The sequence below is a fragment of the Arthrobacter sp. 05T410 genome, assembly GCF_056396505.1.
Map to the genome: position 1 here is coordinate 355,696 of NZ_JBFTLP010000001.1, position 25,222 is coordinate 380,917.

General features: G+C 67.3%; 17 protein-coding genes. 5 read left to right on the forward strand and 12 right to left on the reverse strand.

The genetic code is table 11. The features are described 5' to 3' along the window. Positions 1-4: 4 nt before the first annotated feature. From uvrC to AC1DFR_RS01800, 8 genes are all read right to left on the reverse strand, one after another. Positions 5-2,014: an excinuclease ABC subunit UvrC gene (gene uvrC, locus AC1DFR_RS01765; RefSeq protein ID WP_476872562.1), complete on the reverse strand. Its 2,010-nt coding sequence runs from the start codon at positions 2,012-2,014 to the stop codon at positions 5-7. Positions 2,015-2,099: 85 nt separating this feature from the next. After that, a complete protein-coding gene (locus tag AC1DFR_RS01770) occupies positions 2,100-2,768 on the reverse strand; it encodes a lysophospholipid acyltransferase family protein (protein WP_026266350.1) in 669 nt (222 codons plus the stop codon). Continuing rightward, positions 2,755-3,531, reverse strand: coding sequence for an HAD hydrolase-like protein (locus AC1DFR_RS01775; RefSeq protein ID WP_476872563.1), 777 nt, complete (start codon positions 3,529-3,531; stop codon positions 2,755-2,757). The genes AC1DFR_RS01770 and AC1DFR_RS01775 overlap by 14 nt, the downstream gene beginning before the upstream one ends. A 189-nt stretch (positions 3,532-3,720) precedes the next feature. Further along, positions 3,721-6,669: an excinuclease ABC subunit UvrA gene (uvrA, locus tag AC1DFR_RS01780; RefSeq protein WP_476855939.1), complete on the reverse strand. Its 2,949-nt coding sequence runs from the start codon at positions 6,667-6,669 to the stop codon at positions 3,721-3,723. A gap of 67 nt (positions 6,670-6,736) precedes the next feature. Beyond that, complete coding sequence (locus AC1DFR_RS01785) at positions 6,737-7,129, reverse strand: GntR family transcriptional regulator (RefSeq protein ID WP_476849612.1); 393 nt, start codon at positions 7,127-7,129, stop codon at positions 6,737-6,739. Continuing rightward, entirely contained in the window at positions 7,126-8,967 is a 1,842-nt protein-coding gene (locus tag AC1DFR_RS01790; RefSeq protein ID WP_476872146.1) for an ABC transporter ATP-binding protein, read from the reverse strand. The genes AC1DFR_RS01785 and AC1DFR_RS01790 overlap by 4 nt, the downstream gene beginning before the upstream one ends. Positions 8,968-9,080: 113 nt before the next feature. Further along, on the reverse strand, positions 9,081-10,871 hold the full coding sequence (locus AC1DFR_RS01795) for an ABC transporter ATP-binding protein (RefSeq protein ID WP_476872652.1): 1,791 nt from the start codon (positions 10,869-10,871) through the stop codon (positions 9,081-9,083). 134 nt (positions 10,872-11,005) lie between these two features. Beyond that, entirely contained in the window at positions 11,006-11,785 is a 780-nt protein-coding gene (locus AC1DFR_RS01800) for a trans-aconitate 2-methyltransferase (protein ID WP_079549556.1), read from the reverse strand. 156 nt (positions 11,786-11,941) lie between these two features. Here AC1DFR_RS01800 and AC1DFR_RS01805 point away from each other — a divergent pair, with 156 nt between their 5' ends. The 3 genes from AC1DFR_RS01805 to AC1DFR_RS01815 all read left to right on the forward strand — a co-directional run bounded on the left by AC1DFR_RS01805 (position 11,942) and on the right by AC1DFR_RS01815 (position 16,527). Then, complete coding sequence (locus AC1DFR_RS01805; protein WP_476872564.1) at positions 11,942-14,488, forward strand: DEAD/DEAH box helicase; 2,547 nt, start codon at positions 11,942-11,944, stop codon at positions 14,486-14,488. A 112-nt stretch (positions 14,489-14,600) separates the two neighbouring features. Next, a complete protein-coding gene (locus AC1DFR_RS01810; RefSeq protein WP_476872565.1) occupies positions 14,601-15,149 on the forward strand; it encodes an N-acetyltransferase family protein in 549 nt (182 codons plus the stop codon). A 19-nt stretch (positions 15,150-15,168) separates the two neighbouring features. Next, positions 15,169-16,527 (forward strand): alpha/beta fold hydrolase, encoded by a 1,359-nt coding sequence (locus AC1DFR_RS01815; protein ID WP_476872147.1) that lies wholly within the window; start codon positions 15,169-15,171, stop codon positions 16,525-16,527. A gap of 151 nt (positions 16,528-16,678) precedes the next feature. Here AC1DFR_RS01815 and AC1DFR_RS01820 read toward each other — a convergent pair whose 3' ends face one another. From AC1DFR_RS01820 to coaE, 3 genes are all read right to left on the reverse strand, one after another. Further along, positions 16,679-17,707 carry a TerC family protein gene (locus AC1DFR_RS01820; RefSeq protein WP_028276830.1) on the reverse strand — a complete coding sequence of 343 codons (1,029 nt, stop codon included), beginning with the start codon at positions 17,705-17,707 and terminating at the stop codon, positions 16,679-16,681. A 163-nt stretch (positions 17,708-17,870) separates the two neighbouring features. After that, entirely contained in the window at positions 17,871-19,952 is a 2,082-nt protein-coding gene (gene uvrB, locus AC1DFR_RS01825) for an excinuclease ABC subunit UvrB (protein ID WP_476872566.1), read from the reverse strand. 40 nt (positions 19,953-19,992) lie between these two features. Further along, the gene (coaE, locus tag AC1DFR_RS01830) at positions 19,993-21,294 is read right to left on the reverse strand and encodes a dephospho-CoA kinase (protein WP_476872567.1); all 1,302 of its coding nucleotides are present in this window, start codon (positions 21,292-21,294) and stop codon (positions 19,993-19,995) included. 22 nt (positions 21,295-21,316) lie between these two features. On the opposite strand from coaE, the gene AC1DFR_RS01835 reads away from it, so the two are divergent. Beyond that, on the forward strand, positions 21,317-22,018 hold the full coding sequence (locus AC1DFR_RS01835; RefSeq protein WP_476872568.1) for an IMPACT family protein: 702 nt from the start codon (positions 21,317-21,319) through the stop codon (positions 22,016-22,018). A 4-nt stretch (positions 22,019-22,022) separates the two neighbouring features. Further along, complete coding sequence (locus AC1DFR_RS01840; protein WP_476872569.1) at positions 22,023-22,751, forward strand: GNAT family N-acetyltransferase; 729 nt, start codon at positions 22,023-22,025, stop codon at positions 22,749-22,751. 768 nt (positions 22,752-23,519) lie between these two features. Here the strand turns inward: AC1DFR_RS01840 and rpsA are convergent. Beyond that, entirely contained in the window at positions 23,520-24,995 is a 1,476-nt protein-coding gene (rpsA, locus tag AC1DFR_RS01845) for a 30S ribosomal protein S1 (RefSeq protein ID WP_018773018.1), read from the reverse strand. Between the last annotated feature and the right edge of the window lie 227 nt (positions 24,996-25,222).

Sequence of the window (25,222 nt, forward strand, 5' to 3'; positions counted from 1 at the left end):
CTAGCTAAGCGTCGAGGATTTCGCCGGTGGTCATGTTGACGGCAGGAACCGTGGCGGCTTCCTCGACGCCGCCGCCAGCGAAGTGCCGGACGATCGCGGCGGCCAGGGCGGGGCCGATCCCCTTGGCGCCGGTGAGTTCCTCCTGCGTCGCGGCTTTGATCCCCTTGACGGAGCCGAACTCCGCCAGGAGGGCCTTGCGCTTGGATTCGCCCAGCCCGGGCACGCTGTCCAGAGCGGAGGCCGTCATGGCCTTGCCGCGCTTTTGCCGGTGGAAGGTGATGGCGAAGCGGTGGGCCTCATCGCGGATCCGCTGCAGCAGATACAGGCCGGCCGAGGCGCGCGGCAGGATCACCGGGAAATCGCTGTCCGGCAGCCACACCTCTTCGAGCCGTTTGGCGAGGCCGACCACATACACGTCCTCGATGCCGAGCTCTTCCAGCGCCCTTGCGGCGGCATTGACCTGCGGTTTGCCGCCGTCGACGACGACGAGGTTGGGCGGGTAGGCGAATTTGCTCCGCGGTGTTGGCGTCGTGGAGTCCGCGACCGCCGCGGCGGTTGCCGCGTCCAGGGCGGCCTGGTGCGCCGGTTTGGCCGCGGCCGCCGCCTGCTCGTCTTTTTCTTGAAGATAGTGCCGGAACCGGCGGGTCAGCACATCATGCATGGCCGCCGTGTCGTCAGTGGCCGCGGCGCCGGTCACGGCGAACTTCCGGTAGTCGGACTTTTTCGGCAGGCCGTCCTCGACCACCACCATGGAGCCGACCACGTTGGTGCCCTGGACGTGTGAGATGTCGAAGCACTCGATCCGCAGCAGCGCCACGGGAAGCTCGAGCGCTTCCTGGATTTCCTGCAGGGCCTGGGAGCGCATGGTGAGGTCGCCGGCGCGCCGGGATTTGTGAAGTTTGAGGGCGTGCTCCGCGTTTTCACGGACCGTGGACAGGAGGGCGGCCTTGTCTCCGCGCTGGGGAACGCGGATGTCCACCCGGGCCCCGCGCAGGCCGCTGAGCCATTGCGCGAGCTCCGGGGCGTTGCTGGGTTCGGCAGGCACCAGCACTTCCCGGGGCAACCTGCCCTGGAGCCCGGCTTCCTCGCCGTAGACCTGCTGGAGCAGGTGTTCGACCAGTTCCGGGGTGGTGGAGTCCTCGACCTTTTCCACCACCCAGCCGCGCTGGCCGCGGATCCGTCCGCCCCGGACGTGGAAGACCTGCACGGCGGCCTCGAGCTCGTCTTCGTGCAGGGCGAAGACGTCGGCGTCCGTGCCCTCGGCCAGGACGACGGCGTTACGTTCGAAGACCTTCTTAAGCGCCACGATGTCGTCCCGGAGCCGGGCCGCGCGTTCGTAGTCGAGCTCAGCAACTGCCGCGGCCATCTCCCGTTCCAGCCGGTTGACGAAGGGCTTGGCTTCGCCGCCCATGAACGTGCAGAAGTCCTCGGCCAGGGCGCGGTGGTCCGCGGCGGAGATCCGGCCGACGCACGGCGCGGAACATTTGTCGATGTAGCCGAGCAGGCAGGGCCGGCCGCTGGCTTCGGCGCGCTTCAGCACCCCGGCGCTGCAGCTGCGGACCGGGAACACCCGCAGCAGGGTGTCCATGGTGTCCCGGATCGCGCCGGCGGTGTACGGGCCGAAGTACCGGGTTCCCTTGCGCCGGTCGCCGCGCAGCACCTGGACGCGCGGGTACTTCTCCCCCATCGTCACGGCGAGGTACGGGTAGCTTTTGTCGTCCCTGAACATCACGTTGAAGCGGGGCGTGAATTCTTTGATCCAGGTGTATTCCAGCTGCAGCGACTCGAGTTCGCTGCCCACCACGGTCCATTCGACGCTGCTGGCCGTGTGGACCATGGCGTAGGTTTTGGGCATGAGCCCGGCGGGGTTGGCGAAATAGGTGTTCAGCCGGGCACGGAGGTTCTTGGCCTTGCCGACGTAGATGACCCGGCCGTGCGGATCGCGGAAGCGGTACACGCCCGGATTGGTCGGAATTTCACCCGTCTGGGGTCGGTAACTCGCTGGATCTGCCACACATCAAGTCTACTGAGCCGCCGGCGGTGCCGTTGCACGTGCACCGCCGCATGCCCGGCGGATCACGGGGGCCGGGAGCTGCGCGCTATTCGGCCGACTTGCTCTGGTTGTAGCTGGTGGAGCGTTCCTGGCCGCTCAGGTCTGCGATTGCGTCCATGATGCGGTCCGTGACCTGGCGGCGGGCCGGCAGGGAATGGTCCGGTCCGGTTTTCTCGAAGTACAACGGCTCGCCGACCTTCATGGTGAAGTGCTGCGGTTTGACGGACTTGCTGTCCGCGGGCTGCAAGTGTTCGGTGCCGATCAGGCCCACCGGGATTACGGGCGCGCCGGTGGTGAGGGCCAGCCAGCCGACGCCGGTGCGGCCGCGGTACAGGATGCCGTCGCGGGAGCGGGTGCCTTCGGGATAGATGCCCACGCCCTTGCCGGAGTCGAGGATGTCCAGCAGCGTTTTCAGCGCCTGGACGCTCGCCGCCTGCTCGCCGCGTTCCACCGGAATGGAGCCGACGGCCTCGAAGAAGGACTTCATGGCCTTGCCTTTGATGCCGCCGGTGGTGAAGTATTCAGCCTTCGCGAAGAAGGCCACGGGCCGCGGCATGAGGGCCTGGACGATCACGCTGTCCAGGAACGAGAGGTGGTTCGGGGCGACAATGAACGGCCCATCCTTGGGCACGTTTTCCAGGCCGATGACCGTGGGACGGCACGTGGTGGTTACAAGCCCCCGCGTGGTCCAGCGGATTGCGTCAAACATTGCCATCGGTGTGCACCTCGTTCAGGGCTGTGGTTCCCGGGCGTTCGGAGAGCCGGTTGATCGTCGCGTGAAGCGCCGTGGTGTTGTGCACGATCTCGACGGCACCGGCCGCGTGCAGTTCGCCGTCAGGCGCAAACCCCCAGCCTACGCCGATGCAGTCCAGTCCGTTCGCAGCGGCCCCGGCGACGTCCTGTGCCCGGTCCCCCACCATCACGGCCCGGCCGGCGGCCGCAGGGTCCGCGGAAGCGAGGTCTGAGAGCGCGGCGGCGACGATGCCGGCCTTACCTTCGGGAACGGAGCCGTCGGGAACGGAGCCGTCGGGCACGGAGCCCGTTCCGGGGCTGGCGGCCTCGTCCGCGGCGGAGCCCCGGATGCTGTGGAAGAGTCCGGCGATGCCGTGGTGCGCCAGGACAGTGCGGGCAAGCCCTTCCGGCTTCTGGGTCGCGACGGCGATGGGCCGCCCCGCGGCGACGAAGTCCTCGAGGAGGCCGCGGATTCCCGGGTACAGCCTGCTCTGCGCGATTCCCGTGGATGCGTAGTGAGCACGGTAGATGCGAATGGCGTCTTCCAGCTGTGCGGCCGGAACGCCGGCGATTTCCGTCAGGGAATGGCTGAGCTTGGGCCCAATCATGGCGTCCATCCGGGACTTGTCCGGAACCGGCAGGCCAAGCTCGGTGAGGGCCGCGGCGATACCGTCGGTTATACCCCCGGCGGGATCGACAAGAGTGCCGTCAAGGTCAAAGATTACGGGCACTGTTGTATGCGTCACCGGCTTAGTTTCTCATGAGTGTGCGGTTGCCAGAAATTCGCATGCTCCTTCAGGAATACATCGGGAATACATCAGGGACTACATCACGCGATACATCAGCGGATACATCCGGTGGAGACGTCCCTGCGGGCGGGGACGCGTGCGGCGGAAGCCTACCTGGCCCGCCGCACGGTCCCTGGCGGCCGGTGTTCAGGCGAGGAGCTCGGCGAGGAACGCGGCCGTGTGGCTCTCGCTCGACTTGGCCACCTGCTCGGGGGTGCCGGAGGCGACCACACGGCCGCCACCGGACCCGCCGTCGGGGCCAAGGTCCACGATCCAGTCGGCGCTCTTGATGACGTCGAGGTTGTGTTCGATCGTGATCACCGTGTTGCCCTTCTCCACGAGGCCCTGGAGCACCATGAGGAGCTTGCGGATGTCCTCGAAGTGCAGGCCCGTGGTGGGCTCGTCCAGGACGTAGACGCTGCGGCCGTTGGAGCGTTTCTGAAGCTCGGCTGCGAGCTTCACGCGCTGGGCCTCGCCGCCGGAGAGCGTGGTGGCGGGCTGGCCCAGCCGGACGTAGCCAAGGCCGACGTCGACGAGCGTGTTGAGGTGCCGTGCGATCGGCGAGAAGGCCGCGAAGAACTCGGCCCCTTCCTCGATGGGCATGTTCAGCACGTCCGCGATGGTCTTGCCCTTGTAGTGGACCTCCAGGGTTTCGCGGTTGTACCGGGCGCCGTGGCAGACCTCGCAGGGGACGTAGACGTCCGGCAGGAAGTTCATCTCGATCTTCAGGGTGCCGTCGCCGGAGCAGGCCTCGCAGCGGCCGCCCTTGACGTTGAAGGAGAACCGGCCCGGGAGGTAGCCGCGGACCTTGGCCTCGGTGGTCTCGGCGAAGAGCTTGCGGATGTTGTCGAACACGCCGGTGTAAGTGGCCGGGTTCGAGCGCGGGGTGCGGCCGATCGGGCTCTGGTCGACGTGCACCACCTTGTCCAGGTGTTCGAGGCCCTGGACGGACTTGTGCCTGCCGGCCACCTGCTTGGCGCCGTTGAGCTTGTTGGCGAGCACCTTGTAGAGGATCTCGTTGACCAGGGTGGACTTGCCCGAGCCGCTGACGCCGGTGACGGCGGTGAAGAGGCCCAGCGGGAAACTGGCGTCGATGTTCAGGAGGTTGTTCTCCTTCGCCCCGACCACCTTGAGCTCGCGCTTCTTGTCGTATTTGCGCCGCTTCTTCGGGATCTCGATTTTCCGCCGGCCGGAGAGGTAGTCGCCGGTGAGCGAATCCGTGTTTTCCAGCAGCTCCTGGTAGGACCCGGAATGGACCACCATGCCGCCGTGCTCGCCGGCGCCCGGTCCGATGTCCACCACCCAGTCGGCCTCGTGGATGGTGTCCTCGTCATGCTCCACGACGATCAGGGTGTTGCCGAGGTCCCGGAGCCGGGTGAGTGTCTCGATCAGGCGGCGGTTGTCCCGCTGGTGCAGGCCAATCGAGGGCTCGTCGAGGACGTACAGCACGCCCACGAGGCCGGAGCCGATCTGGGTGGCCAAACGGATGCGCTGGGCTTCGCCGCCGGACAGGGTGCCGGAGGGCCGCTCCAGGTTCAGGTACTCGAGTCCGACGTCGAGGAGGAAGGTCAGGCGGGCCTGGATCTCCTTGAGGACCTGGTGGGCGATCTGGGCCTCGCGGCCGGTGAGGACGAGGTTTTCGAGGAAGTCGGCGCATTCCCGCATGGGCAGCGCGGCGACCTCGGCGATTGACTTGCCGTTGATCAGCACCGAGAGCGACGCAGGGTTCAGCCGGGCACCGTTGCAGGCCGGGCACGGGACCTGGCGCATGTATTCCTCGTAGCGGTCGCGCGCATAGTCGGAATCGGTCTCGCCATGCTTGCGGTGGACGTACTGCACGACGCCCTCAAAACCGGTGCTGTACTTGCGTTCCCGGCCGAAGCGGTTGCGGTATTGCACCACCACCTTGTGGTCCTTGCCGTGCAGGACGGTCTGCCGGACGTCGGTGTCGAGCTTCTCCCACGCCGTCGTCATGGAGAAGCCGAGTTCCTCGGCGAGACCGGCCAGCAGCCGGTTCCAGTACTCCGTGGTGGCGGTGCCCAGGGACCACGGCGCAATGGCCCCCTCGGAGAGCGAGAGCTCGGGGTTGGGGATGAGGAGTTCCTCGTCGACCTCCAGCTTGGTGCCGATGCCGCTGCACGCGCTGCAGGCGCCGAAAGGGTTGTTGAATGAGAAGGAGCGGGGCTCGATCTCATCGATCGCCAGGGGGTGCTCGTTGGGGCAGGCGAGGTGTTCTGAGAACGCCCTGATCCGCTCGGGATCGTCTGCTTCGAGGTCGACGAATTCGGCCAATATGCGGCCCTCCGCCAGTCCGAGGGCGGTTTCGACCGAGTCGGTCAGGCGCTGGCTGATACCTTCCTTGACCACGAGGCGGTCCACCACCACTTCGATGGTGTGCTTGAACTGCTTGCCCAGCTTCGGCGGATCACTCAGGTGGACGAGCTCGCCGTCCACCCGGGCCCGCGAGTAGCCCTTGGCGGTGAGTTCCTTGAAGAGGTCCACGAATTCGCCCTTGCGGCCGCGGACCACGGGTGCCAGCACCTGGAAGCGGGTGCCGTCCGGGAGCTCGAGCAGCTGGTCGACGATCTGCTGCGGGGTCTGCTTGGTCACGGGCTCCCCGCAGACGGGGCAGTGCGGCCGGCCCACACGGGCCCAGAGCAGGCGCATGTAGTCGTAAATCTCGGTGATGGTGCCCACGGTCGAGCGAGGGTTCTTGGACGTGGACTTCTGGTCGATGGACACCGCCGGCGAGAGGCCCTCGATGAAGTCGACGTCGGGCTTGTCCACCTGGCCCAGGAACTGCCGGGCGTAGGCGGAGAGGGATTCGACGTAGCGGCGCTGGCCCTCGGCGAAGATGGTGTCGAACGCGAGGGAGGACTTTCCGGAGCCGGACAGGCCGGTGAACACGATCATGGCATCGCGCGGCAGGTCCAGGTCCACGTTGCGCAGGTTGTGCTCGCGGGCGCCCTTGACGACGAGGCGCGTCATGTCCGGACGCTTCAGGACGGGGCGGGACGGGGCCGCATCCCGGACTGCCAGCGGCTCGACGGCGGAATGGACTTCAACGGCTGGATCTTCAGCTACAGCTTTAGGCACGAATCTAATGCTAATCGAAAACTTCTTCGAAAAACTATTCCGCGCGCCACGGGCGGCGCCGGATGTGCTATTGGCGGTCGTAGGCGGCGGCCAGCAGCTGCACGGCCTCGGCGAAACTGGCGCCCTGGGCTTTGGCGGCCGCGGCGAACTCGGCGGCGGCGGCGGACAGCGAACTCCAGGCGGCATCGCGGGCACACACAACGGTCCCGTTTCGGCCCTTCGTCACTACGACGCCGGCGGCCTCGAGTTCCTTGTAGGCCCGCGCCACGGTGTGCGGGGCCACGCCCAGTTCGCCGGCGAGGCTCCGCACGGCCGGAAGCCTGGTGCCCGGCGCGAGTGTGCCGTTGTCGGCGCGTTCGATCACGTAGAGCCGCAGCTGTTCGAAGAGCGGGACGGAGCTGGCCGGATTGGTCCGCCAGGATCCGGGAAAACGCTCCCCCACGGCGTCCGCGGGGCTCACTGTTCGGCCTCCTGGACGGCCGGGACCTGTTCGCGGCCGGCGAACTGGGCCTCGTACAAATCCTTGTAGAGCCCCTGCCGGGCCACCAGCTGCTGGTGGGTGCCGTGTTCAACGATTCGTCCGTGGTCCATGACGAGAATTAGATCAGCGTCCCGGACCGTGGACAAACGGTGCGCGATCACGAAGCTCGTGTGACCGGCCCGCAGCTGCTCCATAGCATGCCGGATCTGCACCTCAGTGCGGCTGTCGACGGAGCTCGTCGCCTCATCCAGCACCATGATGCTGCGCCCGGCGAGCTGCGCCCGTGCGATCGAGACGAGCTGGCGCTGGCCCCGGCTCAGGGAATCGCCGTCGTTGCCGAGCATCGTGGCGTAGCCGGCCGGCAGGGACCGGACAAACTGATCCACGTGGCTGGCGTGGGCCGCCGCAACGATATCGGCTTCGGCGGCGCCGGGCCGGCCGTATTCGATGTTCTCCCGGATGCTGCCGGTAAACAGCCAGGCATCCTGCAGGACGATTCCGAAGGCGCGCCGCAGCTCGTCCCGCGGGATGGTGGCGATGTCCGTCGAGTCCACCAGGATCCGGCCGGAGTCGAGTTCGTAGAAGCGCATCAGGAGGTTGACCACGGTGGTCTTGCCGGCACCGGTGTGTCCCACGATCGCCACGGTCTGTCCCGGGTCCACCGTGAAGGAGAGGTCCTTCACCACGGGGGTGCCGGGGCTGTAGCTGAAGCTGACGTGCTCGAACGTGACCCGGCCCGCCACTGCGCTGGGATCCAGCAGGTCGCCGGGCGTGCCCGGGGCAGGGGCTTTGCGTCCGTTGGAGGATTTGCGCGGGACATGGAGCTTTCGCGCGGCCGTGAAGCCTTGCAGCTTGCCGGCGCCGTTCGCCGAAACGGCCGGCACGGCGCTGTCCGCAGGGATCTCCGGGGCGTCCAGCAGCTCAAACACACGCTCCGCCGAGGCCAGGCAGGACTGCACGAGAGTCAGCATGCCGCCGATCTGGCTCACCGGCTGGCTAAAGAGACGGGAGAACTGGACAAAGGCCTGGATGCCGCCGATCGTCAAGAGCCCCGCGGTGACCTGCAGCGCCCCCACAACAGCAATTGCGATGTAGTTGAGGTTGGCGACAAACACCAGCAGCGGCTGCACGATGCCGGACAAATACTGGGCGCGGGTGCTCGATCGGGTGAGCTTCTCGTTGCGCTCCCGGAAGCTCGCCGCCGACTCTTCCTGCCGGCCGAAGGCCTTGACCACTTCATGCCCGGTGAAGAACTCTTCGAGTTGGGCAGTCAGCGCCCCGGTGCTGCTCCACTGCTCCTTGAAGTGCGCCTGGGAGTGCCGGGCCACGAGCACGGTGATCATCGTGGACACGGGCACCGAGAGGATCGCGATCAGCGCCAGCAGCGGCGAGAGCCACAGCATCATGGCGAGAGCGGCCGAGAGCATCAGGACGGCCATGATCAGCTGGTTGAGGAGCTGGTTGAGCGCCTGGGAGATATTGTCGACGTCGTTCGTGGCCCGGCTGAGCACGTCGCCGCGGCGCTGCTCCTCGAAATGGCTGGACGGCAGCACATGGAGTTTTTGTTCCACGGAGCCGCGGAGGCCGTAGCTGAGTCGCTGCACCGCGGTGGCGGTCAGGCTGCCCTGGATCCAGCTGAACAGCGACGCCCCGACGTACATGGCCGAAACGGCCAGCAGCCGCCCGGCCAGCTGTTGCTCGTCGAGGGAGCCGCCCAGGAAGCCGTCGACGACGACGTCGGTGGCGTCGCCCAGCACCTTGGGCGCCGCCACGTTGAGTGTCACGAACGCGCAGGTCGCGGCGATGACGCCGGCCATCCGCCACTTCAGCGGCAACAGCAGGCCAAGCAGCCGGGCGGCGGTGTGCCATTTGATGCGCTCCGGCACGCCGGGTCCCGCAACGGTCCCGGCGCGGTGTGCCCGCGCGCGGCTCACGGGGCTTCCTCCAGCACCAGCTGGGACGCGGCAATTTCCTGGTAGCTGGGCGAGGACTCCATGAGTTCGCTGTGCGTGCCCTGCGCGACCACCCGGCCGCTCTCCAGTACTAGGATCAGCCCGGCGTCCACGATTGTTGACACCCGCTCGGCCACGATCAGCACGGTCGCCGAGCGCAGCAGCGGCTCGATCGCCGCCCGGAGCCTGATGTCGGTGCCGTAGTCCAGAGCCGAGAAACTGTCGTCGAAGAGGTAGGCGGGGGCCCGCTTGAGCAGGGCCCGCGCGATGCACAGGCGCTGCCGTTCGCCGCCGGAGAAGTTCGTGCCGCCCTGGCTTACGGGCGTGTCGAGCCCGAGCGGCAGGGCGCGGACAAAGTCGGCGGCCTGGGCAGCTTCAAGCGCCTGCCATATTTCGGGCTCGCTCGCGGCGGGCGCCCCGAACCGGAGGTTCCCCGCGACCGTGTCCGCGAACAGGTAGGACTGCTGCGGGACTATTGCGATCAGGCCGCGCAGGTCGTCCAGGGGCATCGCCCGCACGTTCTCCCCGCCGATGCTGATCTCTCCGGCCGTCGCGTCGAGGAAACGCGGCAGCAGGTTCAGGAGTGTCGTCTTGCCGCTGCCGGTCGCGCCGATGATCGCCGTCGTGGTACCGGCCCTGGCGGTGAAGGAGACGCCGTCCAGCACGGGTGCTTCCGCGCCGGGGTAAGCGAAGGACACGTTCCGGAACTCGACAGCGCCAGAGCGGCCCGGGGCGCCGGCGACGGCGGGCGCACCGGCGGTGCCCGCCGCACTGGCCCCGCCGGCCGGAATGGTGGCAGGGGTGGCCCCGGCGGGAACGGCCGGATCCGCGATGGCCGGTTCCGTGTCCAGCACCTCGCGGATCCGTTCCGCGCAGGCCGCCGCCCGGGGGGCGGTCATGAAGACGTACATCGCCATCATGATGGCAATCAGGATCTGCAGGATGTAGGCGATGAACGCCGTCAGCGCCCCCAGCCGCATTTCGCCGGCGTCGATGCGATGGCCGCCGAACCACACCACGAACACGGAGGAGATGTTGACCACGAACATGATCATCGGCATCATCGCCGCCACCAGGAGGGCGGATTGCAGATTGTTCCGGGTGAGGTCCTTGTTGGCTTCATCGAACCGGCGGACCTCGTGGTCCTGCCGGACAAAGCCGCGGATGACATTCGCGCCGATGATCTGCTCCCGCAGCACCCGGCCGATCCGGTCCAGGAGGCCCTGGCCCTGGCGGTACAGGGGAATCAGGCGGCGGACGATCACCGTCATGATCACCGTCAGGACCGGGATCACCACAACCACAATCCAGGACAGCACCACGTCCTGGTGCACGGCCAGCACGATGCCGCCGATGAAGATCGCCGGTGCGGCAATCAGCATGATGAACACCAGGACGGCGAGGTTTTGGATCTGGGCGACGTCGTTGGTGGCACGGGTCACGAGGCTGGGCGCACCGAAAAGGCCCACCTCCTGGGAGGAGAAGGACTGCACCTTCGCGAAGAGCTCCCCGCGCAGCTGGCCGCCAATCTCCATGGCGACCACGGCGCCCAGATATCCGGCCGCGACGGCCGTGATCACCTGGACGGCAGCGATTCCGGCCATCCAGGCCCCGAGGTGGAGGATCTCCCCGGTGTCCCCGCCGATGATGCCGTCGTCGATGATCGCGGCATTCAGGGTGGGCAGGAGCAGGTTGGCGGTGGCTTGCACGAGCTGCAGCACAACGATGGCCAGCACGGTCCCTTTATGCGCGGACAACAGCCGCGACATCAGGCCTATAAGCACTGAACCTCCATTACTAGCCCAGGGCCCGGAATGGTGATCAGCCTAACGGCCGCCCCACACCGCCACGTCATTGTAAGCCCCATTCCGGAGTGCTTCGTGTCATGCGGCTGACACGCCGCCTACCCGGTCTTCTGCGCCACCGCGAACGTGCGGCGGAACGGGAAGACCGTCCCGTGCCGGCCTGCCGGATATGCGTCGTCCAGGCGTGCCGAATACTCGGCCTCGAACTCCCTGGCCTCGTCGTCGGGGAGGGCCGCGAGGACCGGCCTGAGTCCGGTTCCGCGGACCCACTCCAAAACGGGGTTGGCGCCCGGGAGCAGCTGAAGGTACGTGGTCTCCCAGGCGTCGGCGGCACAACCGGCGTCGAGCATGATCTCCAGATATTCCGCTGCCTCCCCCACCACGTCGTCGTGGCGGAGCACCCCGGCGAGCCGCCCCGCCCAGGCCGGAGAATCGGCCAGCTCCCGCATCAGGGTGTGCGACGGTGCATTGAAGTTCCCCGGCACTTGCAGCGCGAACCAGGCGCCCGGTTTGAGGGCATCGAGCCATAGGGGCAGGAGCTTTCGGTGGCCGGGCACCCACTGCAGGGCCGCGTTGGTGACCACCACGTCCGTGTCCCCGGACGGCAGCCAGTGCTCAATGTCGGCCAGCTCGTAGGAAAGATTGGCCGCCGCGGCTGCGTGGTCCTTGGAAGTGGCCAGCATTTCCGGCGACGAATCCAGACCCACCACCTGCGCGCCCGGCCAGCGGTCCGCGAGCGTCGCGGTCAGGTTGCCGGGACCGCAGCCGAGGTCCACCACGTGCCGCGGGGCTTCGGCGTGAATCCGACCGGTCAGATCAAAAAATGGTCTGTCCCGGTAGTCCCCGAACTGCACATATTTCTCCGGATCCCACTTCATGGCTGCCTCCAGTTCCCGGCACGTTGTCCTAACCGAAGCCTAGTCCCGGCCCGTGGGCCAGCCAAGGAAGCACGCCTGCGCTGCGGGCGGCTCACGGCGCGCGCCTGCACTGCGTGCGGTGCCGCGGCTACCACGCGGGCACTAAGCTGGACAGCAATGAAACTCGTTGATCAGCTCCCCGCCCCGGCCGCCCGTATCCCCGGCAGGACGGGCCTGGACCCGGACGAGCTCTACACCCGGTTTGTCGAGTGGACCGAGACCCGCGGACTGGCCCTGTACACCGCCCAGGACGAGGCCATCATGGAGCTGGCCGCCGGCTCAAACGTCATCCTGGCCACCCCGACCGGGTCCGGGAAATCCCTCGTGGCCATTGCCGCGCACTTCCAGGCCATGGCCCGCGGGCAGCGGAGCTACTACACCGCCCCGATCAAGGCCCTCGTCTCGGAAAAGTTCTTCGCCCTCTGTGAGATCTTCGGCGCCGACAACGTCGGCATGATCACCGGCGACTCCGGCGTGAACCAGGACGCCCCAATCATCTGCTGCACGGCCGAGATCCTGGCCAACATCGCCCTGCGTGAAGGTTCTGCGGCGCAGCTCGGCGCCGTGATCATGGACGAGTTCCACTTCTACTCGGACCCGCAGCGCGGCTGGGCCTGGCAGGTGCCGCTGCTTGAACTGCCCCAGGCGCAGTTCCTGCTGATGTCGGCGACGCTCGGCGATGTCAGCCGGTTCGAGGACGGCCTCAGCGACCTGACCGGCCGCACGACGACGACAGTCAGTTCCGCGGAACGCCCCATCCCGCTGCACTACTACTACGAGCAGACTCCGGTCCACGAGACGCTCGAGGAGCTGCTCGCCACCAAGCAGGTCCCGGTCTACGTGGTCCACTTCAGCCAGGTCGAGGCGATCGACCGGGCCCAGAACCTGATGAGCATCAACGTCTGCACCCGCGAGGAAAAAGACAAGATCGCCGAGCTCATTGCCGGGTTCCGCTTCGCCGCAGGCTTCGGCAAGACCCTTAACCGCCTGGTCCGGCACGGGATCGGCGTTCACCACGCCGGCATGCTGCCGAAGTACCGCCGGCTGGTCGAACAGCTTGCCCAGGCCGGTCTGCTGAAGGTCATCTGCGGCACGGATACGCTCGGGGTGGGCATCAACGTGCCCATCCGCACCGTGCTGCTGACGGCACTGAGCAAATACGACGGCGTCCGCACCCGTCTGCTGAACTCCCGTGAGTTCCACCAGATCGCCGGGCGCGCCGGCCGCGCCGGCTATGACACCGCAGGAACCGTGGTGGTCCAGGCCCCGGAGCACGTGACGGAAAACGTGAAGGCGATGGCCAAGGCCACGGCCAAGTTCGGCGACGACCAGAAGAAGCTGCGCCAGGTGGTCAAGAAGAAGCCCCCGGAAGGCTTCGTGTCCTGGGGCGAACCGACGTACAAGCGGCTGGTCGAGTCCGTTCCGGATCCGCTGACGTCGAGTTTCACCGTGACGCATGCGATGCTGATGAACCTGATGGAACGCCCCGGCGACCCGTTCCAGGCCGCCCGCCGCCTGCTCACCGAGAACCACGAGACCCGTCCGGCCCAGCTGCGGCTCATGAAGAAGGCCCTGGGAATCTACCGCGAGCTGCTCGCGGCCGGCGTCGTGGAGCGGATCCCGGCCGGGGAGCAGGGTGCTGACGGCCGCACGGTCCGGCTCACGGTCCATCTGCAGGCAAACTTTGCCCTCAACCAGCCGCTGTCCCCGTTCGCGCTGGCGGCGCTGGAGCTGCTGGACCCGGAGTCGCCGTCGTATGCCCTGGACGTGGTGTCGGTGATCGAGGCCACCTTGGAGAAGCCGCGGCAGATCCTCTCGGCACAGCAGAAGAAGGCGCGCGGCGAGGCGATCGCAGCGATGAAGGCCGACGGCATCGAGTACGACCAGCGGATGGCGATGCTCGAGGAGGTCACCTACCCGCAGCCGCTCGCCGGGATCCTCGGCGAGGCGTTCGACGTCTACCGCAAGGCCGCGCCCTGGGTCGGCGACTTCGAGCTCGCGCCCAAGTCCGTGGTCCGGGACATGTACGAGCGTGCCATGAACTTCGGCGAGTTCGTCCAGTTCTACGGCCTCGCCCGCTCGGAGGGGATCGTGCTGCGCTACCTCGCCGACGGTTTCAAGGCGCTCCGCCAGACGGTCCCGCAGGATGCCCTCCGTGAGGACCTCGAAGACCTCATCGCCTGGCTGGGCGAACTGGTCCGGCAGGTGGACTCCAGCCTGCTGGACGAATGGGAAGAGCTCACATCCGGCGCGGCGCCCACACCGCATGACGCTCCGCCGCCCCCGCCGCCGTCGCTGACCTCCAACATCCGGGCCTTCCGGGTGATGGTGCGCAACGAGATGTTCCGCCGCGTGGAGCTGTTCGCCGATGAGGCCGCCACCGCCCTGGGCGAGCTCGACGCCGGCTCCGGCTGGGACGCCGAGCGCTGGGAAGATGCCCTCGATGACTACTTTGATGAGCACAACGACATCGGTACCGGACCGGACGCCCGCGGTCCCGGGCTGCTGATCATCACCGAGGAACCCGGGGTGTGGAAGGTGCGGCAGATCTTCGATGACCCCGCCCGCAACCACGACTGGGGCATCTCCGCCGACGTGGACCTGGCGGCCTCGGACGAGTCCGGGACCGCCGTCGTCCGCGTCACGGACGTCAACCGGCTCTAGGCGGGACGGCACGGGGGGCTGGCCTGCACGAGGGCGGACGCCGGGCCTGGACGGCGCCGGGCCGGCGCCGTCGCCCCAGCCTGGGCCTTCGCGCCGCGGGTAAACTCGGACAATGAGTGTAATCCGGCCTGCCACAGCGCTTGACGTCCCTGCCATCCTGCAGATGATCCACGACCTCGCCCTCTACGAGAAGGAACCGGACGCAGTCCGGAACACCCCCGAGATGCTCACCGAGGTCCTTTTCGGCGAGCATCCCAAGGTCTTCGCCACCATGGCGGAGAACTCCGCGGGCGAGGTCCGCGGCTTCGCCCTCTGGTTCCTGAACTACTCCACGTGGGAGGGCGTCCACGGGATCTACCTCGAGGACCTCTACGTCCGGCCGGAGGCCCGCGGCGAGGGCCACGGCAAGGCACTGCTGCAGCACCTGGCAGCGACCGCTGTCGACCGGGGCTACGCGCGCGTCGAATGGAGTGTCCTGGACTGGAACGAGCCCTCCATCAACTTCTACAAGAACCTCGGCGCTTCGCCGATGGAGGAATGGTCCACCTTCCGCCTCACCGGAGCGGCGCTGACGGCCTTCGGCAGCCGCCCGGCAGTTGCCGGCGCCGGCTCCCCTGCCGGCTCCAGCTCCAGTTCCCGCGAGGCGGCCACCCGTGGCTGATCTCCCAATGACGGGGCTCATGGGAGCCTCCCTGCTGGAGACTGCAACCAGCGCCGGGCGCAAGGTTCCGCACAGCGTCCGGGCACGACACACCTACCGGGGAATGCGGACCGCGGAACACTACTTCCAGGTCCCCCTTGACCACTTCAGCGAGGCGGGGCGCCGCGGCGAAACCATCTCCGTGTTCGCCCGCGAGTACGTGTCCACCGAACACAGCGAGGCAGAGGCCGCCGGGCTGCCCTGGCTGCTTTTCCTGCAGGGCGGTCCCGGCGGGCGTGGAAACCGGTTCCCGTCGCTGGGCGGCTGGAGCAAGGCCGCCGCGAAGGACTTCCGGATCCTCATGCTGGACCAGCGCGGCACCGGCCTGTCCTCGCCCGTCGACCGCAACACGCTGCCGCTGCGCGGCACCGACGCGGAGCAGGCTGACTACCTGACGCACTTCCGCGCCGACTCGATCGTTGCCGACGCCGAAGCGATCAGGGCAGCCCTGGACTCCGCCCCCTGGACCATCTACGGCCAGAGCTACGGCGGTTTCTGCGCGCTCAGCTACCTTTCCTTCGCCCCCGAGGGGCTGCGCGAGGTCCTCGTGACGGGCGGGCTGGCCCCGCTGGGCGGCTCCGCCGACCGAGTGTACCGGGCCACGTTCCAGCGGGTCGCGGCCCGGAACGCCGAATACTTTGACTGGTATCCCGAGGACCGGGCCGCCGTCACCCGGATCGCCCGGCACCTGCGGGAAACGGAGGAGGTGCTGCCCGACGGCGGCCGGCTCACGGTGGAACGGTTCCAGATGGTGGGCTCGTTCCTGGGCGGCAACACCCGGGTGGACGCACTGCACCACCTGCTCGAGGACGCCTTCGTGGCCACACCGGGCGGCGACCGTCTCTCGGACACCTTCCTGGAGCAGGTCCGGGGCCTCGTGTCCCGGGCCGCGAACCCGTTGTACGCGTTGATGCACGAATCTATTTACGCCCAGGACGGTGCCACCAACTGGGCCGCCTGGCGCGTGCTGGAGGAAGTCCCCGAGTTCCGCCCCGACGCCGGCGAACCGCTTCTGACCGGGGAAATGGTGTACCCCTGGTATTTCGAGCAGGACCCGGCCCTGCACCCGCTGCAGGACGTGGCCCGGCTCCTGGCCGAAATGGACGGCTGGGCACCCCTCTACGACCCGGAGCGCCTGGCGCTGAACACCGTGCCCGTCGCCGCGGCCGTCTACACCGACGACATCTACGTGGACCGGGAGCTGTCCCTGGAGACGGCGGCCGCGGTCCGGGGCCTGCAGGTCTGGGAAACCGGCGACTTCCACCACGACGGCATCGCGGACGACGGCGAGGCGATCTTCGGGCGCCTGCTGGGGATGGCACGTTCCGCCCGACGGTGACCCGGGCGCGGCCAGGCACGGGCCCGGGCCGATGGCGCCCGGCTTAGCAGGTACTGCTTAAACAGGTACGGCGCCGGACCCGTGAGGGTCCAGCGCCGTACTGCTATGTGCCGCGAGGTGTGTCCTGCACTCTCACCCCGGCGGTTTGGTACTAGTCGACGTCGCTCAGGCTCTTGCGGGAGTCCTCTTCCAGCCGGGCATCCAGCTTCGACTTGGACGCCTTGGAGCTCATGAGGCTGGCGACCACCGCGACGACGATGGTGCCGATGATCACACCGAGCGAGACGTAGGTGGGGATCTCGGGGGCCCATTCGATGTGCTGGCCGCCGTTGATAAAGGGCAGCTCGTTGACGTGCATGGCGTGCAGGACCAGCTTCACACCGATGAACGCCAGGATCACGGACAGGGCGTGCTTGAGGTAGATGAGCCGGTTCATGAGGCCGCCGAGCAGGAAGTAAAGCTGGCGCAGCCCCATGAGGGCAAAGATGTTGGCGGTGAAGACAATGAAGGCGCTCTGGGTGAGGCCGAAAATGGCCGGAATGGAGTCGACAGCGAAGAGCAGGTCCGTCATGCCGATGGTCACGAAGACGATCAGCATCGGGGTGAACACCTTCTTGCCGTCGACGACGGTGCGGAGCTTGCCGCCGTCGAACTTCTCGGACATCGGCAGGACCCGGCGGATCCGGGCGATCAGCGGGTTTTCCTTGTCTTCCTCGTCCTCGCCCTCGTCCTGGGCCTGCTTCCAGGCGGTCCAGAGCAGGAAGGCGCCGAAGATGTAGAAGACCCAGCTGAACTGCTCGATCACGATCGCGCCGAGCATGATGAAGATGCCGCGGAGGATCAGGGCGATGATGATGCCCACCATGAGCACTTCCTGCTGATACTTTCTCGGTACCGAGAAGCGCGCCATGATGATGATGAAGACGAACAGGTTGTCGATGCTCAGGCTGTATTCGGTCACCCAGCCGGCGATGAACTGGCCGCCGAATTCCGGGCCGGTGAAGGCGAACATGGCGCCGGCGAAGACCAGGGCCAGGGCCACGTAGAACGCGACCCACAGTCCGGCTTCTTTCATGGAGGGCTCATGCGGGCGTTTGAGGACCATCAGCAGGTCGATGGCCAGAATGACGCCGAGGACGACAAACGAGCCGATCTCGAACCACAGGGGAAGCTCGGGCACGGGGGAAATACCTTTCGTAGGGTACAGCTCAGCGGTGTAAGTCTCTCCGACCGCCGGCGCATGACGCTGCCTGGCTGCCCGCTACGCCCGGCGCGGCATCGTAGCCGTGCGTGTTGACGATCGTAGCGTTTGGGATACTCCCCTACGTTTGACCGAGTTTACCCTAGGCGTGCCCCGCGGATTGCATTTGCCGCAGTTCCTTCTTCAATTCCCCCACCTCGTCGCGCAGCCGGGCGGCCAGTTCGAACTGCAGCTCCCCGGCTGCGGCGTGCATCTGTTCGGTCAGCTGTTCGATCAGCCCGACGAGGTCCTCGGCCGGCGCGGCGGCGAGCCCGTCCGTACGGATGAGCGAGGTGCCCTTGCCCTTGCCGCGGTTCTTCCCGGCCGCGGCCAGCAGCTCGCGGGTGTCCGCGTCTTCCTTGGCCAGCTGGTCGGTGATGTCCGCGATCTTCTTTCGAAGCGGCTGGGGATCGATCCCGTTCTCCGTGTTGTAGGCCACCTGGATGGCGCGGCGGCGGTTGGTCTCGTCGATGGCATGGGCCATCGAATCGGTGATCCGGTCCGCGTACATGTGCACCTGGCCGGAGACGTTTCGGGCGGCACGCCCGATGGTCTGGATCAGGGATGTCGAGGAGCGCAGGAAGCCTTCCTTGTCCGCGTCCAGGATGCTGACCAGCGACACCTCCGGGAGGTCCAGACCTTCACGGAGCAGGTTGATGCCGACGAGGACGTCGAAGACACCCATCCGCAGTTCGCGCAGGAGTTCCACGCGGCGGAGGGTATCGACGTCGGAGTGCAGGTATTCCACCTTCACACCATGGCCCAGCAGGTAGTCCGTCAGGTCCTCGGCCATCCGCTTGGTCAGGGTGGTGACCAGGACCCGCTCGTTCTTCGCGGTCCGGGTCCGGATTTCGCCCAGCAGGTCATCGATCTGCCCCTTCGTGGGCTTGACGACGACCTCGGGGTCGATCAGGCCGGTGGGGCGGATGATCTGCTGGACGAAGCCGTCGGACTTGCCGAGCTCGTACTTGCCCGGCGTCGCGGACAGGTAGACGGTCTGGCCCACGCGGTCCTGAAACTCGTCCCATTTGAGCGGGCGGTTGTCCATCGCCGAGGGCAGCCGGAAGCCGTGGTCCACGAGATTCCGTTTGCGGGACATGTCGCCCTCGTACATGGCGCCGATCTGCGGCACTGTGACGTGGGATTCATCGATCACCAGGAGGAAGTCGTCCGGGAAGTAGTCGATCAGGCAGTGCGGCGCGGTCCCGCGGGCCCGGCCGTCGATGTGCGAGGAATAGTTCTCGATGCCGTTGCAGAACCCCATCTGCTGCATCATTTCCAGGTCATAAGTGGTGCGCATCCGGAGCCGTTGGGCCTCGACCAGCTTGTTCTGGCTTTCCAGCACGGCGAGGCGCTCGGCCAGTTCGTCTTCGATCCGCTTGATCGCCCGGCCCATCCGTTCCGGACCGGCGACGTAGTGCGAGGCGGGGAAGACGTACATTTCGTTCTCGTCCCGGAGCACTTCGCCGGTCAGCGGGTGCAGGGTCTGGATATTTTCGATCTCGTCACCGAAAAACTCGATCCGGATCGCCAGTTCCTCGTACATCGGGATGATTTCCACGGTGTCCCCGCGGACCCGGAACGTGCCGCGGTGGAAGTCCATGTCGTTGCGGGTGTACTGCATGGAGACGAACTTCCGGAGCAGGTCGTCACGGTTCATCTCCGCCCCCTTGCGGAGGGTCACCATCCCGGCGATGTATTCTTCCGGGGTGCCGAGGCCGTAGATGCAGGAGACGGTGGCAACCACGATCACGTCGCGGCGGGTCAGCAGCGCGTTGGTGGCGGAGTGGCGGAGCCGTTCGACTTCCTCGTTGACGGAGGAGTCCTTCTCGATGAAGGTGTCCGTCTGGGCGACGTAGGCCTCCGGCTGGTAGTAGTCGTAGTAGGACACGAAGTATTCCACCGCGTTGTTCGGCAGCAGTTCGCGGAATTCGTTGGCCAGCTGCGCGGCGAGGGTTTTGTTCTGCACCATCACCAGGGTGGGCCGCTGGACCTGCTCGATCAGCCAGGCCGTGGTCGCGCTCTTACCGGTACCGGTGGCGCCAAGCAGCACGACGTCTTTTTCGCCGTTCTTGATGCGCTCGGTCAGCTCTGCGATGGCGGCCGGCTGGTCACCCGCCGGCTGGAACTCACTGATGACCTCGAAGGGCGCCACGACGCGGTTGATTTCCTGGGCAAGACTCATGTACCTAATCTACCGCCGGGCTGTGACAGGATGCCCTGATTCAGCTTTGGGCGGTACCGTGGCCGGCGGTTGGTGCCGTTGCGGTGGCGCCGCCGCCGGTGCCGGCACCGGCGTCGTCTGCTCCGGCGTCGTCCGCGTACGACGGCGGTTGCCATCCCGTGCGCTGCACCCACGCTTCCATCCGGGGCCAGGCATACTCGGTGAACCAGCCCTCCTTGTCGGCCGCGTAGCCGGCGGTGGACTTGTCGACGCCGTGCAGCCCGGCGACCCGTTGCTTTTCGGCGACATAGTCCGCCCGGGCTTCGGGATCGGCGCGCAGCCAGTCGCGGAAGCACAGCGCGTACCGCCAGCCCGGCGAGCCGGCCGCGCGGAGGTGGAGATTCACCGGCCGGCCGGGGTCGGCGTTGCCGTGCAGCCTCTTGCCCCAGTCGGCAGGGTCCGGGTGCGAGGGCTTCGGGTTGTCGGCGATGATGCCGGGCCAGCGCGGGAATCCTGCGTCGGCCAACAGCGGCGCGATCCGGTCCGCGGCGTCGAGGTCCCGGACGCTGAGCTGGAGGTCGATCACATCTTTGGCGTCGAGGCCAGGGACGGCCGTGGACCCGAGGTGGTCGACGGCCAGGACATCCTGCGGGACCGCTGCCCGCAGCCGGGCGATCAGCCGGGCGGCCTGCGCGGCCCAGGCCGGATCGGCCGGGGCGAGGACCGGCCCCGCCGTCCGCGGGGCGATCCTCTGCTCCTTGAGGTTCAATGCGAACGGCCTGACCCGCTCCTCCCACAGCGCGTCGACCGCGTGCCGGAGGTCCTCCGGGGTGCCCGAGTTATCCAGCACGACGTCCGCGGCGGCCAGCCGGTCCTCGCGGCCCGCCTGGGCTGCCATCCGGGCGCGCGCCTCGTCGGCGGTCATGTTGCGGTGTTCGGCCATGCGGCGGACCCGGACGTCGTCGGGGGCATCCACCACGACCACCAGATGGAAGTTCTTCCCTTGCCCGGTTTCGACCAGGAGCGGGATGTCCTGGACCACGACGGCGCCGGCCGGGGCGGCCGCGACCATTGCCGCGGCGCGCTCCCGCACCAAGGGGTGGACGATGCCGTTCAGTGCGGCCAGGCGCTCCGCATCACCGAAGACAAGGGCACCCAGCCGGGCCCGGTCCAGCCGGCCTTCCGGGGTCAGGACGGCGGCACCGAAGGTCTCCACCACACTGGCCAGCCCGGGCGTACCAGGTTCCACGACCTCCCGGGCCAGCGCGTCGGCGTCGACAAGCACTGCTCCGAGGTCGCGCAGTCGCACGGCAACCATGGACTTCCCTGAGGCGATTCCGCCGGTCAACCCGATCTTCAACACCTCACCAGACTAAACTGAACCGGTGGCAGATGCGGCGGAATCCCCCGAGAGCAGGACGGCCGTCTACACCACCCTCGCCGCGGGGCCCGGGTTTCGGCACGAAATCGAGGTCAAGCGGTCCCGTTTCATCACCGTGCTGGCCCGCACGGCGGACGAGGACGCCGCCCGGGCCGTCCTCGGCAGCTTGCGCCGGGAATTCCATGACGCCCGGCATCACTGCTTCGCCTTCGTGCTCGGCCCCGACCGGGACATCCAGCGGTCCAACGACGACGGCGAGCCGTCCGGCACCGCGGGCATCCCCATGCTCGAGGCGCTGCTGAAGCGGGAGACCGCACCCGGCGTCGCCGATCTCAGCGACGTCGCCGTCGTCGTCGTGCGCTATTTCGGCGGCATTCTCCTGGGTGCCGGCGGCCTGGTGCGGGCCTATTCCGAATCGGTGTCCGGAGCGCTGGAGCTTGCTCCCCTCGTGCGGCGCCGCCGGTTGCGCATTTGCTCGGTGCCCGTCCAGCACGCCGTGGCCGGGCGGCTCGAGAACGATCTGCGCGCCGCGGGGTATGTCATGGCCGAAACCCGTTACGAGGCGCAGACTACTGTCCTGAGGCTGGCGCTGCCGGATGATCCGGAAGAACTGGCCCGGGCCGCGGACCGCGTGGCCGCCATGTCGGCCGGGAGCGCGTCGCTGCTGCCCGGAGAAACGGAGTGGATCGATGTGCCCATCAGCTGAGCCCGTGCCCGCGGTCGCGCTGCTCGACGTTAGCGAGGACGTGCTGGAACAGCTCCTGGAAGTTGCGCTCCGGGACGCCGACGCCGACGAGGTCACCCCGCCGCTGGGCACGACCGCCGGCTGGAACACCGACCGGATCAGCTGGTTCCGCGAATTCCACCGCGCCGCCGCAGCCGGCCTGGACGGTCCCGCGGGGCAGAAGACGTGGGCCATCAGCTGCGACGGGCAGATGGCAGGGTCCGTGCGCCTCAAGCGGATGGACACGGCACCGGCAGCAGCGGATAAGGGCTTGGCCTGTGGTGGCGCCGAGGCTGTTGGTGCCGCCGGGGCTGTTGCGGGGGGTGGCGGCTGGGCTGTTGCGGGGGGTGGTGGCTACGCCGGGCCGAGTGATGGCGCCGAAGCTGGTGCAGGTGGTGGCGCCGGGGCTGTTGCGGGGGGTGGTGGCTACGCCGGGCCGAGTGATGGCGCCGAAGCTGGTGCAGGTGGCGGCCGGGCGCTGGAAACCGGCATCTGGCTCGCCCGGAGCTTCCGCGGTCGGGGTGTGGGCCGCGAGGCGCTGCGCCTCGTAAAGGCTCGCGCCGCGTCAACCGGGGCAGCCGTCCTGGTGGCCGAGACGACCGCCGGCAACGTGGGAGCCCTCGCGTTGCTGAAGTACGCGGGCGCCGAACTGGTGACCGGTGCCGCCTCGCAGACGCACACGGTGCCGGTCATAGCGAAGATCCCGCTGCGCTGACGGCATGGCATCCGGGCCGGTTCCGGGCTCCCTCCCACCATTGGACATGCCCTCCGTCGTCAGCGCCTGGCTGCCGTCACGGAGCCTACATTCCATGGCGCGGCCCAGTGCTTCCACCTGACAAGCAGGAAGCGCGTGCAACGGCAGCCCGGTGCCCAGGGCCAGGAATGGGCATGTCCGGCGGCCATGGCACGATGCGGACACCCGGCGCTGGACATGTCCCGCGCCCGGGGCCAGGGCTGGGCACAATCCGCAAATCCATGGCCCGGCTCGAAAAGTGGGCATGTCCCCGGTGGGAGGGCTTCAAAAATGGGCATGTCCGGTGGTCCGGGCGCCCGCGGGGCATATCCGGCACCAGGGCATGGCGCCGGCCTCCCCGCACTGGACATGTCCCGCGCCCAGGGCCAGGACTGGGCACAATCCTCAAATGTCCACGGCCCGGCTCGAAAAATGGGCATGTCCCCGGAGGGAGGGCTTCAAAAATGGGCATGTCCGGTGGTCCGGGCGCCGCGGGGCATGTCCGGCGCCACGGCATGGCGCGGGCCTCCCGGCACTGGACATGTCCCGCGCACGGGGCCAGGACTGGACACAATCCACAAATGTCCAAGGGCCGGCTCGAAAAATGGGCATGTCCCCGGAGGGAGGGCTTCAAAAATGGGCATGTCCCCTCGGGGCACACAAAAAGGTGGCCGCCCCCGAGGGGACGGCCACCTTCAAGCTACAAACTGCCTGGCCTCAGGGAGCTGACTCCTTGAGGAACGCGGGCAATTAGTTGCCGGTCAGCTTCTCGCGCAGAGCGGCAAGAGCCTCGTCCGAAGCAAGCGTGCCTGCACCGGTCTCGGCTGCAGCCGGCTCGGAGGAGTAGCTGGTGGTGCCGGAATCGCTCTCGCCGGACGTTGCAGCTGCAGCGTCGTCGGCAGCGTGCTGGGCAACCTGCTTCTTGTGTGCTTCCCAGCGGGTCTGGGCGTCAGCGTACTGCTGCTCCCAGGCTGCGCGCTGGTTCTCGTAGCCTTCAAGCCACTCGTTGGACTCCGGGTCGAAGCCCTCCGGGTACTTGTAGTTGCCCTCTTCGTCGTACTCTGCGGCCATGCCGTAGAGAGCCGGATCGAATTCGGTGCTGTCGGCGTCGACGCCCTCGTTGGCCTGCTTGAGGGAGAGCGAGATGCGGCGGCGCTCGAGGTCGATGTCGATGACCTTGACGAACAGCTCGTCACCAACGGAGACAACCTGCTCGGCCAGCTCAACGTGGCGCACGGCGAGCTCGGAGATGTGGACCAGGCCTTCGATGCCGTCTTCAACGCGAACGAACGCGCCGAACGGAACGAGCTTGGTGACCTTACCCGGAACAACCTGGCCGAGGGCGTGGGTGCGGGCGAAGGTCTGCCACGGATCTTCCTGCGTAGCCTTGAGCGACAGGGAGACGCGCTCGCGGTCCAGGTCGACCTCGAGAACCTCGACGGTGACTTCCTGGCCAACTTCGACAACCTCGGACGGGTGGTCGATGTGCTTCCAGGACAGCTCGGAAACGTGAACCAGGCCGTCTACGCCGCCCAGGTCCACGAAGGCACCGAAGTTGACGATGGAGGAAACGACGCCGGGACGGACCTGGCCCTTTTCCAGCTTGTTGAGGAACGTGGAGCGGACCTCGGACTGAGTCTGCTCGAGCCATGCACGGCGGGACAGCACAACGTTGTTGCGGTTCTTGTCCAGCTCGATGATCTTGGCTTCGATCTGCTGACCGATGTACGGAGCGAGGTCGCGCACACGGCGCATCTCGACGAGGGATGCGGGCAGGAAGCCGCGCAGACCGATGTCGAGGATAAGACCACCCTTGACAACCTCGATGACGGTACCGGTGACAACACCGTCTTCTTCCTTGACCTTCTCGATGTCGCCCCAGGCACGCTCGTACTGAGCACGCTTCTTGGAGAGGATCAGGCGGCCTTCTTTGTCTTCCTTGGTGAGCACCAGGGCTTCGACCTGATCGCCAACGGAGACGACGTCTCCGGGGTCAACGTCGTGCTTGATGGAAAGCTCGCGGGAGGGAATGACACCTTCGGTCTTGTAACCGATGTCGAGCAGGACTTCGTCGCGGTCGACCTTGACGACGGTACCTTCGACGAGGTCTCCGTCGTTGAAGTACTTGATGGTGGCGTCGACAGCTGCGAGGAAGTCCTCAGCGGTACCGATGTCGTTAATGGCGACTACGGGGGTACCGGGCTTCTCGGTGGAGGTGATGGTCATGTAGTAGGGGCTCCGTTGTGGATAGTGAGTCGGTCAGGCAAACCGCTTCGCCGGCATTATGGAATGCAGGCCAAGAGCACGGCGTCACAGCAAGCGTTCCGCCGGGTCATCCTGATTTTGTGGATTGTAGATGCGCGCACGTAGTACGCGCCTGTTTAGTCTAGTCGTTTACGCGAACGCCGGTCAAAGCGCACGGGGCCGTCCGTGTCGCCTTCGGCGCCGAAATC